Genomic DNA, 15,489 nt, shown 5'->3' with positions numbered 1-15,489 from the left:
GTACACCGCAGCGTGGCTGTCGCGCACAGGGTGCGCTCCCACAGACAAGCCCGCGTGGCAAAGGGAAGTGGGACAAGGAAAGCCGATGCGCAGCGAGGCCCCGCTTTAAGTCCTCAGCGATTCGGGCGCGTTGCGCAGCGCTTGGCAGTACCCGCTGTGTACCCTCGGAGGTTGTCCCACAACAGCGCGCCTCAAGCGCTCGGGCTTATCCCAACACGATGCTGCGGGCGTTATCAGGCCATTCTCTTTGGGTTACTTTCGACGCGAAGCTAGTCCCGTGGGATCTCTTGGGCCAGCAAGAGAAAAGTGACTCGGTCGGCGGCAGCCGATCGAAACGCCCGCCGCGTAGGCGGCACCCTGGCCGCAAGGTGACAATCAGAAGCCAAGGATCTGGATGGTCAGCCGTGCGACGGTTGAAAAGCGCCTCAGGCCAACGCCGGGACCGGCAAAAGGGAAATCCCGGCCTCCGCCGGGACGACGAGCAAGCAGATGCGGCTCCGGGGCAAGCCCCGCCCCATCCAAACCTGCCCCAAACGAGGAAGGCAGGCCCCAAACCCCGTCAACCCGTTGCGATTCCAAGCAAATCCGGCAACCCTACGCGCTGACCCGCCTTCCGGCGGGCTGTCGTATTCATGCTATGCCGCCCCAGGGTGGCCAACAGGGGACCAATGACATGACGGGACGACTTTCGTGAGCGGCAATCTTTCTCAGACCGAAAATCGCAAAGAGCTGACCGTTCGCGGTCTCATCCTGGGCGTGATCATCACGGTGGTGTTCACTGCCGCCAACGTCTTCTTTGGCCTCAAGGCCGGCCTTACCTTCGCCACATCGATTCCCGCGGCGGTGATTTCCATGGCCCTGCTGCGCGGGTTCAAGGATTCCACCATCCAGGAAAACAACATCGTGCAGACCATCGCGTCGGCGGCGGGCACGTTGTCTTCGATCATCTTCGTGCTCCCGGGCATGATCATGATCGGCTGGTGGACCGGCTTCCCGTTCTGGACCTCGTTTGCCGTGTGCGCCTTGGGCGGCATCCTGGGCGTGATGTATTCGATCCCGCTGCGCCGCGCGCTGGTGACGACCTCCGACCTGCCGTACCCGGAAGGCCTGGCCTGCGCCGAGGTGTTGAAGGTCGGCAGTGGCGACGATGCCGATGCAGGCAGTGTGGAAGAAGGCCGTGCGGGTCTGCTTGCCGTGCTATGGGGCTCCATCGTTTCCGCCGTGTTTGCGGTGATCGTGGCCACCCAGGTGTTCGCCAGCGACTTCGTGCGCTACTTCCGCGTGGGCGACAAGGGTTCGGTCAGCGGCTTCGACTTCAATCTTTCCTTCGCGTTGTTCGCCATTGGCCACCTGGTGGGCCTGTCGGTGGGTATCGCCATGCTGATTGGCGCGATCATTGGCTGGGGCTGGGGCGTGCCGCATTACTCGCTGCTGGGCGACATGAGTGCGTCGGTGGCGGATCTGGCCAATGGCACCTGGAGCCACAAGGTTCGTTTCGTCGGTGCGGGCGCGATCGGCGTGTCGGCCATCTGGACACTCGCCAAGCTGGTGAAGCCGGTGATCAGCGGCCTGACTTCGGCCATGGCTGCCTCCAAAGTGCGCAAGGCCGGCAAGGCCGACTCGCTGCCGCGCACCGAGCGCGACATCCCGATTGGCATCGTGGGCCTGATCACGCTGGCCTGCTTCGTGCCGATCGCCTGGTTGCTCGGTTACTTCGGTGAGATCAGCGGCCTGGGTGCCCATGTCGGCGTGCTCGCCATCGGCGGCGTGGCCTTCGTGGTGCTGATGGGTTTCTTTGTCTCCACCGTGTGCGGCTACATGGCCGGCCTGATCGGTTCGTCCAATAGCCCGCTGTCGGGCGTGGGCATCCTGGTGGTGATCGCAGCCGCCTTGCTGCTGGTGGCGTTCGTGAAGCCGTACGTCGGCCCGGAAGAAGGCAAGGCGCTGGTGGCGTTTGCGCTGTTCATTACCGCGGTGGTGTTCACCGTGGCGGCCATCGCCAACAACAACCTGCAGGATCTCAAGACGGGTCAGCTGGTGGACGCCACGCCGTGGCGTCAGCAGGTGGCGCTGGTGATCGGTGTGATCGCGGGCGCAGCGGTGATCCCGCCGGTGCTCGACCTGCTCAACAAGGCCTATGGATTTGTCGGTGTGGCGGGCGTGGGTGCGCATGCGCTGCCGGCGCCGCAGGCCGGCCTTATTTCGGCGCTGGCGAACGGCGTGATCACCGGCAATATCGACTGGAGCCTGATCATCACCGGCATCTGGATCGGCGTGGCGATCATCATCGTCGACGAGATCCTGGCGCGGACCACCAAGCACATGCGCATACCGCCGCTGGCGGTGGGTCTGGGCATCTATCTGCCGACGGTCAGCACGCTGATGGTGGTGGTCGGTTCGGTGGTCGGCTGGTATTTCGATCGTCGTGCCGATCGTTCGAAGAAGCCTGAAACCACCAAACAGCTTGGCGTGCTGCTGGCCTCCGGCTTGATCGTGGGCGAGAGCATTATTGGCGTCCTGATCGCAGCGATCGTGGCATTCGCGGACCGCCTGGGTTTCAGCAACCTGCAAGCGCCCTTGGCACTCGTGGGACCTGAGTTTGCCGACAAGGCCCAGTGGATCGGCGGCATCGCCTTCGCGGTGATCGTGCTGGTGCTGTACCGCTGGATTGCCCGCATGGCCAACGGACTGGGCGCCAAGTCCTGACCTCACACGGTCGCGACCTGCCTGAAGCGGGCGCGACCGAATGTCATGCCTGCATGCCACGATCGAACAGAAGAGCACGTTGACCGGCTATCCTAGACGGTCGCGAATATCTTGCGCGATGGTCATGTGGAGGCGGTAAACGCGTGGTGGAGCAGACAGGGGCCCAAGCCCCGATTTCCGGTGAAATGCTTGCACGCCCTGGCCTGATGGCCAGGTTACGCAGGCTTGCCGGTCCGCTGCTTTCGGTGGCCATGCTGTGCCTGGCGCTATGGGCGCTGCACCGCCTGGCCAGCGAGGTGAGCTACCGCGAGGTGGCACGCTACGTTCACGGACTGGAGAACTACCGCGTCGCCCTGGCCGTGCTGCTCACTGCCGGCAGTTACGGCGTGATGATTCTCTACGACTGGTTCGGCCTCAAATACATCGGCAAGCGTTTGCCGGGTCCGCAGGTCAGCCTGATCTCCTTCATCAGCTACGCCTTCAGCAATGCGCTGGGCATGGCCTTGTTGATCTCCGGTTCCATCCGCTACCGCTTCTACATCCAGGCCGGACTTTCCACGGCCGAAGTGGCGAAGGTGGTGGTCTACACCACGCTGAGTTTCTGGCTGGGCCTGAGCGCGCTCACCGGCGTCACCTTGCTGCTGGTGCCGATTCCGCCGTCCTTGCCGCTGGCCAGCTGGCGCATTCCGGTGGCCGCGGTGCTCACCCTGATCCCGCTACTGTGGATCGTGGGCAATCGCCTGCTTGGACGTCCATTGCGTATTTGGCGATGGCGCCTGAGTTTGCCGAACACCCTGGTCGCCACGCGGCAGGTGTTGGTCGGCGCGGTGGATTGGGGTTTGGCCGCCTATGTGCTTTATCTGCTGATGCCCAATCAGGTGGACACGGGTTTCGGGCATTTCCTTGCGATCTTCGTGCTGGCGCAGATCGCCGGCTTGATCAGTCATGTGCCCGGTGGCCTGGGCGTGTTCGAGGCGGTGATGCTGGCCGGCTTCGGCGCCGAAGGAAACCAGGGCCTGGAAGCACCCATCCTCGGCGCGCTGGCGGCCTATCGCCTTATCTATTATTTCCTGCCGCTGTTCGCGGCGACCGTGGTGGTGCTGTGGCGCGAAGCGCGCGGGCTGCGCCAGAAGACGCAGCTGGCGCCGTGGTTCACCGGTTTGCTGCCGCCGTTCTTCGCGGGCCTGACGCTGGTGTCGGGCGCGGTGCTGCTCTTCTCGGGTGCCACCTCGGCGCTGCCCACGCGCATGGCCATCCTGCGCGACGTGCTGCCGCTGGCCGTGCTGGAAGTGTCCCACTTCCTTTCCAGCGTGGTCGGCATGATGTTGCTGATTCTTGCGCGCGGTCTGCAGCGACGCCTCGATGCAGCCTATGTGCTCACACTGATCCTGCTGGTGCTGGGCGCGGTGCTGTCGCTGCTCAAGGGCATCGATTACGAAGAAGCCACGCTGTTGTCGGTGCTGGCGCTCGCGCTGGCGCCGGCGCACAAGTTGTTCTATCGCCGCGCGTCGATGTTCAGCGCGAGCTTCTCGTGGGGCTGGATCATCGCCATCGTGGCGGTGCTCGGCTGTGCGGGCTGGCTGGTCGGCTTCAGCTACAAGCACGTGGAATACAGCAACAACCTGTGGTGGGAATTCAGCTTCTATCACGGCGGTGCGCCGCGTGCGCTGCGCGCATTGGTGGGCGCGACCACCGCTGGCCTGTTGTTTGCGCTGGCCAACCTGATCCGCCCCGTGCGGCCGGACCTGCACCTGCCAAGCGAAGAAGACCTGCAGCGTGCGCTGCCGCTGATCAAGAACTACAACTCCGCCCAGGCGCATCTCGCCCTGATGGCGGACAAGACCCTGCTGTTCGATGCCGACAACCGCGCCTTCATCATGTACGACGTGGAAGGCCGCAGCTGGGTGGCCATGGGCGATCCCGTCGGCGAGGACGAAGAAGCGCGCCGCGAACTGGTGTGGACCTTCCGCGACCAGTGCGAACGCGCCGGCGGCTGGCCGCTGTTCTACCAGGTGCGCCAGGACGATCTGGACCTGTACCTGGAAGTGGGCATGAACTTCCTCAAGATCGGCGAAGAGGCCCGCGTGGAACTGGCGGGTTTCAACCTCGACGGCAAGTCCAAGAAGGTGCTGCGCAACACCATCAACAAGCTCACCCGCGAAGGCATGCGCATGGAGATCGTGCCGGCCGACGCGGTGGCGGCGTTGATCCCGCAGCTGAAAAAAATTTCCGATGCGTGGATGCGCGACAAGGGCGTGCGCGAGAAGGGCTTCTCGCTGGGCACCTTCGACGCGCGCTATCTCGAACGCACGCCGATGGCGCTGGTGTGGCAGGGCGAGGAGCTGGTGGCCTTTGCGAACCTGTTCCTCACCGACAACAAGGAAGAGGCCTCGCTGGACCTGATGCGCCATCTGCCCGACGGCACGGCCGGCATCATGGATTTCCTGTTCATCAGCCTGATGCAGTGGTCCAAACAGGAAGGCTACCGCTGGTTCAACCTCGGCATGGCGCCATTTTCCGGCCTGCAGAATCGCCGCAGCGCGCCGCTGTGGAGCCGCCTGGGTGCGATGCTGTTTGGTCGCGGCGAGCGCTTCTACAACTTCCGCGGCCTGCACAAGTACAAAGACAAATTCGATCCCGTGTGGGAGCCTCGTTATCTTGCGGTGCCCAATGGCATCGCCCTCCCGCTGGTGTTCGCCAATGTGGCAAGCCTCATTTCGGGTGGACTGTCAGGCATGGTGCGCCGTTGAAACGACTCTGGAAGTGGTTCGCTCTCGTTGTGTTGATTGCCGCCGGCGTCGGCCTGTGGGCCTGGCAGCCCTGGCATCACGCCAGCATGCAGGAGTCGCTGGTGCAGGTGCCCGCGCAGGCCGGCGTGACGCCGCTGGCCGGGCGCGAGGACGTGGTGGCGATTTTCTATTCCGGCGATGGCGGCTGGCGCGATCTGGACCAGTCGCTGGGCAAGATCATCGCCTCGCACGGCATCCCGGTGCAGGGCGTAAGTCTGCTGCAGTACTACTGGCGCAATCGTCCGGCGAAGGAGTCGGCCGTCGATCTGGATGCCTTGATCGCGCAGGCGGTGTCGCAACCGGGCAAGAAGCGCGTATGGCTGATTGGTTTCTCTTTCGGCGCCGACGTGCTGCCTTCCGTGATCGATCAGTTGAGCCCTGAGGGCCGCGCGCGCATCGCCCAGGTGGTACTGCTGTCACCCAGTCACGATGTCAATTTCGAAATCGAAATGGAAGGCTATATGAAGGAGGGATGGTGGAAGACGCACACCCAGGACTTCTTCCAGTGGCTCAATCCCGTGCAGCATTACGATGCCCTGCCGCCGCTTGAAGCATTGAATGATCACCCGCCGGTGGTCTGCTACTACGGGGTCAAGGATAAGGACGACGCGCTTTGCGCCGATCCGAAATTGCCGACGTGGATCAAGGTCTACGAAAAGACCGGCGATCATCATTTCGATTACAACTATGAAGGCCTGGCGCAGCAGATGATTCACGATCTGCCGGCGGCACAGTAAGCGTCTGCCACCTTGTGGGAGCGCACCCTGTGCGCGACGGGTTGGCGAAGCGAAGGCGCTGCCGCGCCTTGTTCGCGCACAGGGTGCGCTCCTACAAGTAAGGGTACGGGGTTGATGGACGCGATGGCTGACCCGCAGACTCAGCGCAACACCGGCATCGACCTGCTGCGCGGCTTCTCCATCATGCTGGTGGTGCTGCACCACATCGGCCTGCGCATTCCGCTGCGCAAGACGGCCCTGCTCGACGTGTTGCCGAAGAAGCTGCTGACGGCGCTCAACTTCAACGGCTACGAGGCGGTTTTCATCTTCTTCGTGATCTCAGGCTTTCTCATCACCAGCAATGCGCTGCATCGCAGTGGTTCGCTGGCCAGCATCGACTTGCGTGCGTTCTACGCACGGCGTTTTTCGCGAATCGTGCCCTGCCTGGTGTTGCTGGTAGTCGTGCTCAGCGTGCTGCATCTGGCCGGCGCGCCGGATTACGTGATCGATCGGGAAGGGCAGTCGCTGCCGCGCGCCATCGTGGCGGCACTGGGTTTCCATCTGAATTGGTACGAGGGGATGACCGGCTACCTGCCAGGCAATTGGGATGTGCTGTGGTCGCTGTCGATCGAGGAAGTGTTCTATCTCGGCTTCCCCATCGTCTGCCTGCTGACGCGGCGCACCTGGGTGTTGGTGCCGATGCTGATCGCATTGGCGGTGTCGCTGCCATGGACGCACGCCGCATTGGCTGACAATGAGATCTGGCAGGAGAAGGCTTATCTGCCCGGCATGGCGGCAATTGCCACCGGTGTGCTCGGCGCGCTGATCGTGCAACGTTGGCGCAGCCTGCCGCGCGCTGCGGTCTGGATGCTGGCCGTCGTGGGCGTCCTGGGTCTGTACCTGGTGATGTTCGAGGGCAAGCTGCTGTGGCAGACGATGCGCGATGGCTACATGCTCGTGCTTACCACCTCCGCGCTGTGCCTGGTGTTGGCCAGTGCTTGGTCACGTCGTGCGGCGTGGCGCGGCTTAGGCTGGCTGCGTTCGTGGGGCCGTCTGAGCTATGAGATCTATCTCACGCACATGTTCGTGGTGTACGGCGTGGTGAGGATCTACAAGGCGATGGGCTCGGATATCGCCCACGGCTATCTCTGGTATCTGCCAGCCCTGCCGCTGTGCTGGTTGTTGGGCAAGGGCGTGGAGCGTTGGGTGTCGACGCCCGCCGAGCGGTGGTTGCGTGAGCGGATGTTGCGTGAGGGTGGAGCGTCAGCCGTAGTGCAAGGCGTCACCTTGTAGGAGCGCACTTGTGCGTGACCATCGTGCGGCAACGTAACATCGTGGCGCTGCGGTCGCGCACAAGTGCGCTCCTACAAAAAAACTGGGGCGACGATCAGCGGAAACGATTGATGGTGTCGCGCAAATCCAGCGCAGCAGTACGCGCAGCCTGCGCGAAATCCTCGTCATTGCCCGCGTAGAGAATTGCACGCGAGGAGCTGATCATCAGCCCGGTGCCGTCGGCGCTGCGGCCATGCTTGAGCACGGCTTCCACATCACCGCCTTGCGCACCGATACCCGGCACCAACAGCGGCATGTCGCCCACGATGCTACGCACCTTGCCCAGTTCTTCCGGCCAGGTGGCGCCGGTGACCAGCGCGCAGTTGCCGTTGGCGTTCCAGTCGCGTGCAATGGTTTCAGCCACGCGCAGATAGAGCGGCTGACCGCCGCAGTCGAGCGCCTGGAAATCCGCGCCGCCGGGATTGGATGTGCGGCACAGCAGGATCACGCCCTTGTCGGCACGTTCGAGAAACGGCTGGGCGGAATCGCGGCCCATATAGGGATTGAGCGTCACGGCATCGGCGCGGTAGCGATCGAACGCCTCGGCGGCATAGTGCTGCGCGGTGCTGCCGATGTCGCCGCGCTTGGCGTCGAGGATCACCGGCACGCCGGGATGCTTGTCGTGGATGTGCGCGATCAGGCGTTCCAGCGCGTCTTCGGCACGCAGCGCGGCGAAGTGCGCGATCTGCGGCTTGTACGTGCAGACCAGGTCAGCCGTGGCATCGACAATGTCGCGGCAGAATTCGAACACCGCGTCCGGGCGACCCTTGAGGTGCGCGGGAAATTTCGCGGGCTCGGGATCGAGGCCGACGCATACGAGGGAGTCATGGGCAGCCCATGCCTGTTGCAGGGATTGCATGAAGTGCATCGTGTTCTCCTCGTCGCTGCCTTTCACTCCCTCTCCCCTCCGGGGAGAGGGTTGGGGTGAGGGGACAATCTTGCGTTGTCGCTGATTTGAAATCTTGTTCTTTTGAGGATCGGGGCCAGCCGTGGCCCCTCACCCCAGCCCTCTCCCCGGAGGGGAGAGGGAGCAGGAGCTCGCTTACGCCAGCTTCTTGTACTTCACGCGATGCGGGCCGGCGGCTTCGTCGCCGAGGCGGCGTTTCTTGTCGGCTTCGTACTCGTTGTAGTTGCCGGGGAAGAACTCCACGTGCGAATCGCCTTCGAACGCGATGATGTGCGTGGCGATGCGATCGAGGAACCAGCGGTCATGCGAGATCACCATCGCGCAGCCCGGGAATTCCAGCATCGCGTCTTCCAGTGCGCGCAGCGTTTCGACGTCCAGATCGTTCGACGGTTCGTCGAGCAGCAGCACGTTGCCGCCCTGCATCAGGGTCTTGGCCAGGTGCAGGCGACCACGCTCACCGCCGGACAGGCTGCCGACCATCTTCTGCTGGTCGGTGCCCTTGAAGTTGAAGCGGCCGATATAGGCGCGCGACTGCAGCTCGTAACGGCCGATGGTGATGATGTCGGCGCCGTCGGAAACTTCCTGCCACACGTTCTTGTTCGGATCGAGGCTGTCGCGCGACTGGTCCACATAGGCCAGCTGCACGGTGTGGCCGAGCTTCACTTCGCCGCTATCAGGCGTTTCCTGGCCGGTGATCAGCTTGAACAGGGTCGACTTGCCGGCGCCGTTCGGGCCGATCACGCCGACGATGGCGCCCGGCGGAATCTTCATCGACAAGTCGTCGATCAGCAGGCGGTCGCCGAAGGACTTGGACACGTTCTTGAACTCGATCACTTCCTGGCCCAGGCGCTCGCCCGGCGGGATGTAGAGCTCGTTGGTTTCGTTGCGCTTCTGGTACTCGACCGAGTTCAGTTCTTCGAAACGGTTGATACGCGCCTTGCCCTTGGACTGACGGCCCTTGGCGGCCGAGCGCACCCACTCCAGCTCGCGTGCGAGAGCCTTCTGGCGCCCCTTTTCGGCGGCTTCTTCGCGGGCCAGACGCTCGCTCTTCTGTTCCAGCCAGTCGGTGTAGTTGCCCTTCCACGGGATGCCGCGGCCGCGATCGAGTTCGAGAATCCACTCGGCGGCGTGCTCGAGGAAGTAGCGATCATGGGTGACCGCCACGACGGTGCCCGGGTAGTTCTGCAGGAACTGCTCCAGCCAATCCACCGACTCGGCGTCCAGGTGGTTGGTGGGCTCGTCGAGCAGCAGCATGTCCGGCTTGGACAGCAGCAGGCGGCACAGCGCCACGCGGCGCTTTTCACCACCGGACAGCGGCCCGATCTTGGCATCCCACGGCGGCAGGCGCAGCGCGTCGGCGGCCACTTCGAGCTGGCGCTCCAGGGCGTGCGCATCGTTCACGGCCAGGATGTTTTCCAGCTCCTGCTGTTCCTTGGCCAGCTTGTCGAAATCCGCGCCTTCTTCGGCATAGGCGGCATAGACCTCGTCGAGGCGCTTCTGCGCATCGAGGATCACCGACACGCCTTCCTCGACCGCTTCACGCACGGTCTTCTCCGGATCGAGCTGCGGCTCCTGCGCCAGATAGCCGACCTTGATACCCGGCTGCGGGCGAGCCTCGCCCTGGAAGTCCGTGTCCACGCCGGCCATGATCTTCAGCACCGTCGACTTGCCCGCGCCGTTCAAGCCCAGCAGGCCAATCTTGGCGCCGGGGAAGAAGCTGAGCGAGATGTCCTTGATGATCTGGCGCTTCGGGGGAACGATCTTGCTGACCCCGTTCATGGTGTAGATGTATTGCATGGAACCTCCGGCGACGTGCACCCAGCCGGCCGAGAGGGCAGGCAGTGCGATCAGAGTGGGTGTAAACCACTCATTATAGCGGCTTGTGGGGTCGCGCCGGTGACTGCTGCCCGACCCCCGCGACCGTTCTGCCCGCGTCTTGCCCGATCCCGCCCCGGTCGTCGCCCAGGCCTTGGCCATGCTGGGGTTTTCCCGGATCAGGCCTATGGACAGGACAGCCACGCGGGCACCACAGCACTTGCTGCGCGGCGCCACCTCACTGGACGAGGGCGCCGCCCGTTGGGCCCGGGTGCGGGGGCCCTGGGCCGTGGTCGTGCACGAATTGGTCTGCTTCGGCGTCAAGCAGGCCAGGGCATGCCTGTTCGGCGGATGCATGCTGGCCCTGTTGTTGGCGACATGGGCCTGGTATCCCGTCGATGCGCCGCTGGCCCGCTACGACTTCCTTGTGCTGGCGGCGCTGGCCCTGCAGGTGCTGCTGATCGCCATGGGACTGGAGACGCGGGACGAGGCCAGGGTGATCCTCTGTTTCCATCTGGTCGGCACCGCCATGGAGGTGTTCAAGACCGCCATGGGCTCGTGGGTCTATCCCGAAGCTTCGCTGCTGCGCATCGGCGGCGTGCCCTTGTTTACGGGATTCATGTATGGCGCCGTGGGTAGCTATATCGCCCGCGCGTGGCGGCTGTTCGAGTTCCGCTTCATCCGCCATCCCCCGTTCGCGGCCACGGCGTGGCTCGCGCTGGCGATCTACGTGAATTTCTTCACGCATCATTTCCTGCCTGACGTCCGCTGGCTGCTGTTTGCGGTGTTGGCAGTCTTGTTCGGCCGCACCTGGATTTTGTTCCGCGTGCGCCGCGCGTATCGCAGGATGCCCCTGCTTTTCGGCTTCGTGCTGGTGGCGCTGTTTATCTGGTTCGCGGAAAACCTGGGGACATTCGCATCGGCGTGGCGTTATCCGGCGCAGCGCCATGGTTGGGAGATGGTGCCGCTCGACAAACTTGGCGCATGGCTGCTGCTGATGGTGATCAGCTATGTGCTGGTGTCCGCCGTGGCCCGACGAACGCGTGGGCAGCGCTCCGTCGGATGTCGCGCACAGGGTGCGCTCCCACAGAAGTCAGCGCACCGGCCGGGCGGCGTCGAAGATCGCGCTGACAGTACGCGTATGCAGTGAGGCGGCGTCGTAGCCCGGGGGCAGCATGCCGGCGATTTCCAGCATGACTGCGCCATGCAGGGAGGCCCAGATCTGGTGGCCGATGATGGGGGCGTCGGCGTCGGCTGCGATGGTGCCTTCGGCGATCATTACGTCCACATGCGCGGCAATGGTGCCCCACATGCGCTCGTGCGCCTGGCGATAGGCGGGATCGTCCTGCCGTGTCTCCGGGTACTCGAACATCAGCCGGTAGGTGGCGGTGTTCTCGCGGGCAAAGGCGATATAGGCATCGCGCACGGCGCGGCTGCGGGTGCGGCCGTCGCCGGGCGATGCCAGTGCGCGTTCCAGGGCTTCGGAGAAACGGTTGAGGCCGCGGGTGCGCACCGCCGTGATGATTTCTTCTTTGTTATGGAAATAGCGGTAGGGGGTCATCGTGCCCACGCCCAGGTCGCCGGCCAGGCGCCGCATGGTGACGGCGGCCGGGCCTTCTTCCACGTAGATCTTCGCCGCCGCCTCGCACAGGCGTGCGCGGAAGGCTTCGGTTTCCTGCTCGCTCAGCGCCTTGGGCACGCGTCAGTCCTTGACCTTAAGCGTCTTGCGGAAGAACGCCAGCGCATCGGCATTGACCTGCTCATGCACCTTGGCGCGATCCACGCCGGCCGGATCGGTACACATCGGTGCGATCTCCTTGGCCAATTCAGCGGAGCAGGGCGGCAGGAACACCCAGTGGTCGGCGTGCGGTACTTCCTTCACTCCCGCCAGCGTCTTGATCAGCGGCTGGATGTGTTTGGCGTTGGCTTCCGGCGGCAGCACCTTGTCGTTCTGGCCGTAGTAGAGAAAAACCGGGACATGCACCTGGTCGAAGCTGTGCTCGTCGAAGATCAGGCTCATCGGCGCCATCGCAAAAGCCGCTTTCACCCGCGGATCGGCCGTGTCGCCGTACTTGCCCAGCTGGCCCTGCATGTCCTCGAGCACCTGCTCCATGGTCTTGCCCTGCTTGGCGGCGGCAGCCTTGAACTCCGTGGCGTGGCCGCAGACATCCTGGTCGTTCGGATAGCGCTGGCAGAAGCCGACGAATCGCACGAAACGCGGCTTTGCCCCGGCCAACATCAAGGCCGTGTAGCCACCCGCCGAGAAGCCGGCCACGCCGATCCGGTTGGGATCGATCAGGGGCTTCCAGCGCGGGTCATTGAGCAAGGTGGTGATGGCGGATTTCACCTGCACCGGTCGGCCGGCCAGCACTTCGATATGGCCGACCTGGCTGGTATCGCGAAAGTAGTCGCCCAAATGATTGAGCGTGGCGACCACGAAGCCGTGGCTGGCGAGGTAGGTGGCCAGATCGTGATGGCCCAGGTTGCTGCCGCCGTTGCCGTGGGAAAGGATCACCAGCGGCTTGGCGCCAGGGATGGCGGGCGCGTCAGGCGTGGCCGCGACGTCGTAGGGGCCGATCGCCGTGATGCCGTGCGTCGGCTGCGACGAGGGATAGAACACATAGCCCTCGGTCGGCTTTCCGCTGACCGGGTCGGGGATCTGGATGGCGCTGATGCCCACGCCGGTGACGTCGGACGCCAGGGCGGCCAGGGGCAAGAGCAGAAAGATCAGGGCAAACGCGGCGAGCTTGCGCAGCGGGCGTACCGAGGCGCGGGACGGCTGGATCGGCATGGCGAGGTCCGTGGGCTGGATTGCGTGCGACGTACGGTACGATGTACGCAACCGGGGCGCAAGTGACCCCAAGGTGGCCGCAATAGCACATCACGGCTACAATTTCGCGTTCTAGCCCTGCTTGCCACCCCCACGAGGTCAGGATGTTCCCGAAGCACGAGACGATCGCCGGTTACGACAACGAACTGGCCCAGGCTATGGCCGACGAAGCCCGCCGTCAGGAGGACCACGTCGAGCTGATCGCTTCGGAGAACTACGCCAGCCCCCGCGTGATGGAAGCCCAGGGCAGCGTGCTCACCAACAAGTACGCCGAGGGTTACCCGGGCAAGCGCTACTACGGCGGCTGCGAATTCGTGGACGTGGCCGAACGCCTCGCCATCGATCGCCTCAAGCAGCTGTTCGGCGCCAACTACGCCAATGTGCAGCCGCATTCGGGTTCGCAGGCCAACCAGGCCGTGTACCTCGCGCTGCTCAATCCGGGCGACACCATTCTCGGCATGTCGCTCGCACACGGTGGCCATCTCACCCACGGCGCCAAGGTCAACGTCTCGGGCAAGCTGTTCCACGCCGTGCAGTACGGCGTGAACGAGCAGGGCCTGGTCGATTACGACGAAGTCGAGCGCCTCGCCGTCGAGCACAAGCCCAAGATGATCGTGGCCGGTTTCAGCGCCTACTCGCAGGTGATGGATTGGGCACGCTTCCGCGCGATCGCCGACAAGGTGGGTGCGTATCTGTTCGTGGACATGGCGCACGTCGCCGGTCTCGTCGCCGCAGGCGTATATCCCAATCCGCTGCCGCATGCGCACGTGGTCACCTCCACTACGCACAAGACGCTGCGCGGTCCGCGCGGCGGCATCATCGTGGCCAAGGACGCCGGCGAAGAGATCGAGAAGAAGCTGCAGTCGATCGTGTTCCCGGGCATCCAGGGCGGTCCGCTGATGCACGTGATCGCCGCCAAGGCGGTGGCTTTCAAGGAAGCGCTGGAGCCGGAATTCAAGGCCTACCAGACCCAGGTGGTGAAGAACGCCAAGGCGATGGCCAAGACCTTCATCGAGCGCGGCTACAAGATCGTTTCCGGCGGCACCGAGAACCATCTGATGCTGGTCGATCTGATTGGTCGCGACGTGACCGGCAAGGACGCGGAAGAAGCGCTGGGCAAGGCACACATCACCGTCAACAAGAACGCCGTGCCGAACGATCCCCGCAAGCCGTTCGTCACCTCGGGCCTGCGCGTGGGCACGCCTGCCGTCACCACCCGCGGTTATCTGGAAGCGGACGTGGTCGAACTCACGCAGTGGATTTGCGACGTGCTTGACGCACCCAACGATGACGCCGTCATCGCCAAGGTGCGCGACAAGGTCACGGCGCAGTGCCACAAGTTCCCTGTCTACGGCTGAGCCGTCACGAAGGATGAGGGCCGATAAGAAACGAGAAGTGAGCAGGGGCGCCTTTTCTCGTTTCTTCCTCCCTTCCAGGAATCGATGAACCTATGCATTGCCCTTACTGCCAGCACGAAGACACTCGCGTGATCGACTCGCGCCTCGCCGAAGACGGTGCCACCGTGCGCCGTCGACGCGAGTGTCCCAAGTGCAGTGAACGCTTCAATACCTTCGAAACCGCCGAGCTCAAGCTGCCTTCCATCGTGAAGAGCGGCGAGCGCCGTGAACCGTTCGACGAACACAAGCTGCGCGTGAGCTTTGAACGCGCCCTGCAGAAGCGTCCGGTGCCCACCGATTCGGTGGACACTGCCGTGCGCGAAATCATCAACGACCTGCGCCGCTGCGGCGAACGTGAAGTGCCTTCGCGGCAGGTGGGGGAGTTGGTGATGCGTGAGCTGAAGAAACTCGATCAAGTGGCGTATGTGCGCTTCGCTTCGGTGTATCGGAAGTTTGAGGACGTGCAGGCGTTTCGCGAGGAGATCGAGAAGCTGGAGCGGGATTTGCCGGAGTTGGAGGCGTTGCAGTTGTCGTTGTTGGGGGAGCAGGTGGCGCGCAGGAAGAAGTCCTGAGGGGATTCTTTTTGGATGCGTGATGCTTCTAGGCTTTCGCTCCTTGCTCCTTGCTCCTTGCTCCTTGCCTCTAACTCCTAACTCCTAGCTCCTAGCTCCTAGCTCTTGAGCTCTTCGGTCCCCGCTCCCTCTCTGAGCTCGTCATCCCGGCGCCGGCCCGATGCGCTCTTTAACAGCCAAATGGCTGGTCATCCAGAGCCTCGGTTTTTGGTTTTAGCGACACGGCGACCTGGCTCGCCTGCCGCGGGCTTCCGACCTCCTGCCGGAGGCCGGGTTACTTTTCTTTGCTTGCCCAAAGAAAAGTAACCAAAAGAAAGGGCCCCCCGGATGACGCGCCTTCCGGGCCTTTGGCCCTCCAGGTGCGCGTGCGGGTTGCGGGGTTTTTCGACAGGACATCCGTGTCCTGTCGAAAAACTGGCCGCATC

At 63.8% G+C, this 15,489-nt stretch carries 11 protein-coding genes; 7 read left to right on the top strand and 4 right to left on the bottom strand.

From position 1 onward, the window contains the following. The first annotated feature begins 690 nt into the window (after positions 1 to 690). The 4 genes from AB4Y82_RS20790 to AB4Y82_RS20775 all read left to right on the top strand — a co-directional run bounded on the left by AB4Y82_RS20790 (position 691) and on the right by AB4Y82_RS20775 (position 7,504). The gene (locus AB4Y82_RS20790) at positions 691 to 2,706 is read left to right on the top strand and encodes an OPT family oligopeptide transporter (protein WP_441605635.1); all 2,016 of its coding nucleotides are present in this window, start codon (positions 691 to 693) and stop codon (positions 2,704 to 2,706) included. Positions 2,707 to 2,891: 185 nt separating this feature from the next. Then, entirely contained in the window at positions 2,892 to 5,456 is a 2,565-nt protein-coding gene (mprF, locus tag AB4Y82_RS20785) for a bifunctional lysylphosphatidylglycerol flippase/synthetase MprF (protein WP_441605634.1), read from the top strand. Beyond that, on the top strand, positions 5,453 to 6,232 hold the full coding sequence (locus AB4Y82_RS20780; protein WP_441611649.1) for an AcvB/VirJ family lysyl-phosphatidylglycerol hydrolase: 780 nt from the start codon (positions 5,453 to 5,455) through the stop codon (positions 6,230 to 6,232). The genes mprF and AB4Y82_RS20780 overlap by 4 nt, the downstream gene beginning before the upstream one ends. Positions 6,233 to 6,346: 114 nt before the next feature. Then, complete coding sequence (locus tag AB4Y82_RS20775; RefSeq protein WP_441605632.1) at positions 6,347 to 7,504, top strand: acyltransferase family protein; 1,158 nt, start codon at positions 6,347 to 6,349, stop codon at positions 7,502 to 7,504. Between the two features lie 94 nt (positions 7,505 to 7,598). On the opposite strand, the gene pyrF is transcribed toward AB4Y82_RS20775, so the two are convergent. Further along, positions 7,599 to 8,411, bottom strand: a complete 813-nt coding sequence (gene pyrF, locus AB4Y82_RS20770; RefSeq protein ID WP_441605631.1) for an orotidine-5'-phosphate decarboxylase — start codon at positions 8,409 to 8,411, stop codon at positions 7,599 to 7,601. Positions 8,412 to 8,585: 174 nt separating this feature from the next. After that, positions 8,586 to 10,247: an energy-dependent translational throttle protein EttA gene (gene ettA / locus AB4Y82_RS20765; protein WP_441605630.1), complete on the bottom strand. Its 1,662-nt coding sequence runs from the start codon at positions 10,245 to 10,247 to the stop codon at positions 8,586 to 8,588. A 238-nt stretch (positions 10,248 to 10,485) separates the two neighbouring features. Here ettA and AB4Y82_RS20760 point away from each other — a divergent pair, with 238 nt between their 5' ends. Next, a complete protein-coding gene (locus tag AB4Y82_RS20760) occupies positions 10,486 to 11,415 on the top strand; it encodes a DUF817 domain-containing protein (protein ID WP_441611647.1) in 930 nt (309 codons plus the stop codon). Here AB4Y82_RS20760 and AB4Y82_RS20755 read toward each other — a convergent pair. Both AB4Y82_RS20755 and AB4Y82_RS20750 read right to left on the bottom strand, forming a co-directional pair. Next, positions 11,359 to 11,964 carry a TetR/AcrR family transcriptional regulator gene (locus tag AB4Y82_RS20755; RefSeq protein WP_441605629.1) on the bottom strand — a complete coding sequence of 202 codons (606 nt, stop codon included), beginning with the start codon at positions 11,962 to 11,964 and terminating at the stop codon, positions 11,359 to 11,361. The two genes, AB4Y82_RS20760 and AB4Y82_RS20755, sit on opposite strands and share 57 nt — an antisense overlap. Before the next feature lie 3 nt (positions 11,965 to 11,967). Next, positions 11,968 to 13,056: an alpha/beta hydrolase family protein gene (locus tag AB4Y82_RS20750; protein WP_441605628.1), complete on the bottom strand. Its 1,089-nt coding sequence runs from the start codon at positions 13,054 to 13,056 to the stop codon at positions 11,968 to 11,970. Positions 13,057 to 13,199: 143 nt separating this feature from the next. On the opposite strand from AB4Y82_RS20750, the gene glyA reads away from it, so the two are divergent. Together glyA and nrdR are read left to right on the top strand one after the other, a co-directional pair. Then, complete coding sequence (gene glyA / locus AB4Y82_RS20745) at positions 13,200 to 14,453, top strand: serine hydroxymethyltransferase (protein ID WP_441605627.1); 1,254 nt, start codon at positions 13,200 to 13,202, stop codon at positions 14,451 to 14,453. Positions 14,454 to 14,545: 92 nt separating this feature from the next. Next, a complete protein-coding gene (nrdR, locus tag AB4Y82_RS20740) occupies positions 14,546 to 15,064 on the top strand; it encodes a transcriptional regulator NrdR (protein ID WP_441605626.1) in 519 nt (172 codons plus the stop codon). Positions 15,065 to 15,489 lie beyond the last annotated feature (425 nt).

Source organism: Dyella sp. 2YAF14 (genome assembly GCF_052114725.1).
Lineage (GTDB): Bacteria > Pseudomonadota > Gammaproteobacteria > Xanthomonadales > Rhodanobacteraceae > Dyella.
This window is presented reverse-complemented; position numbering and strand designations above follow the sequence as displayed.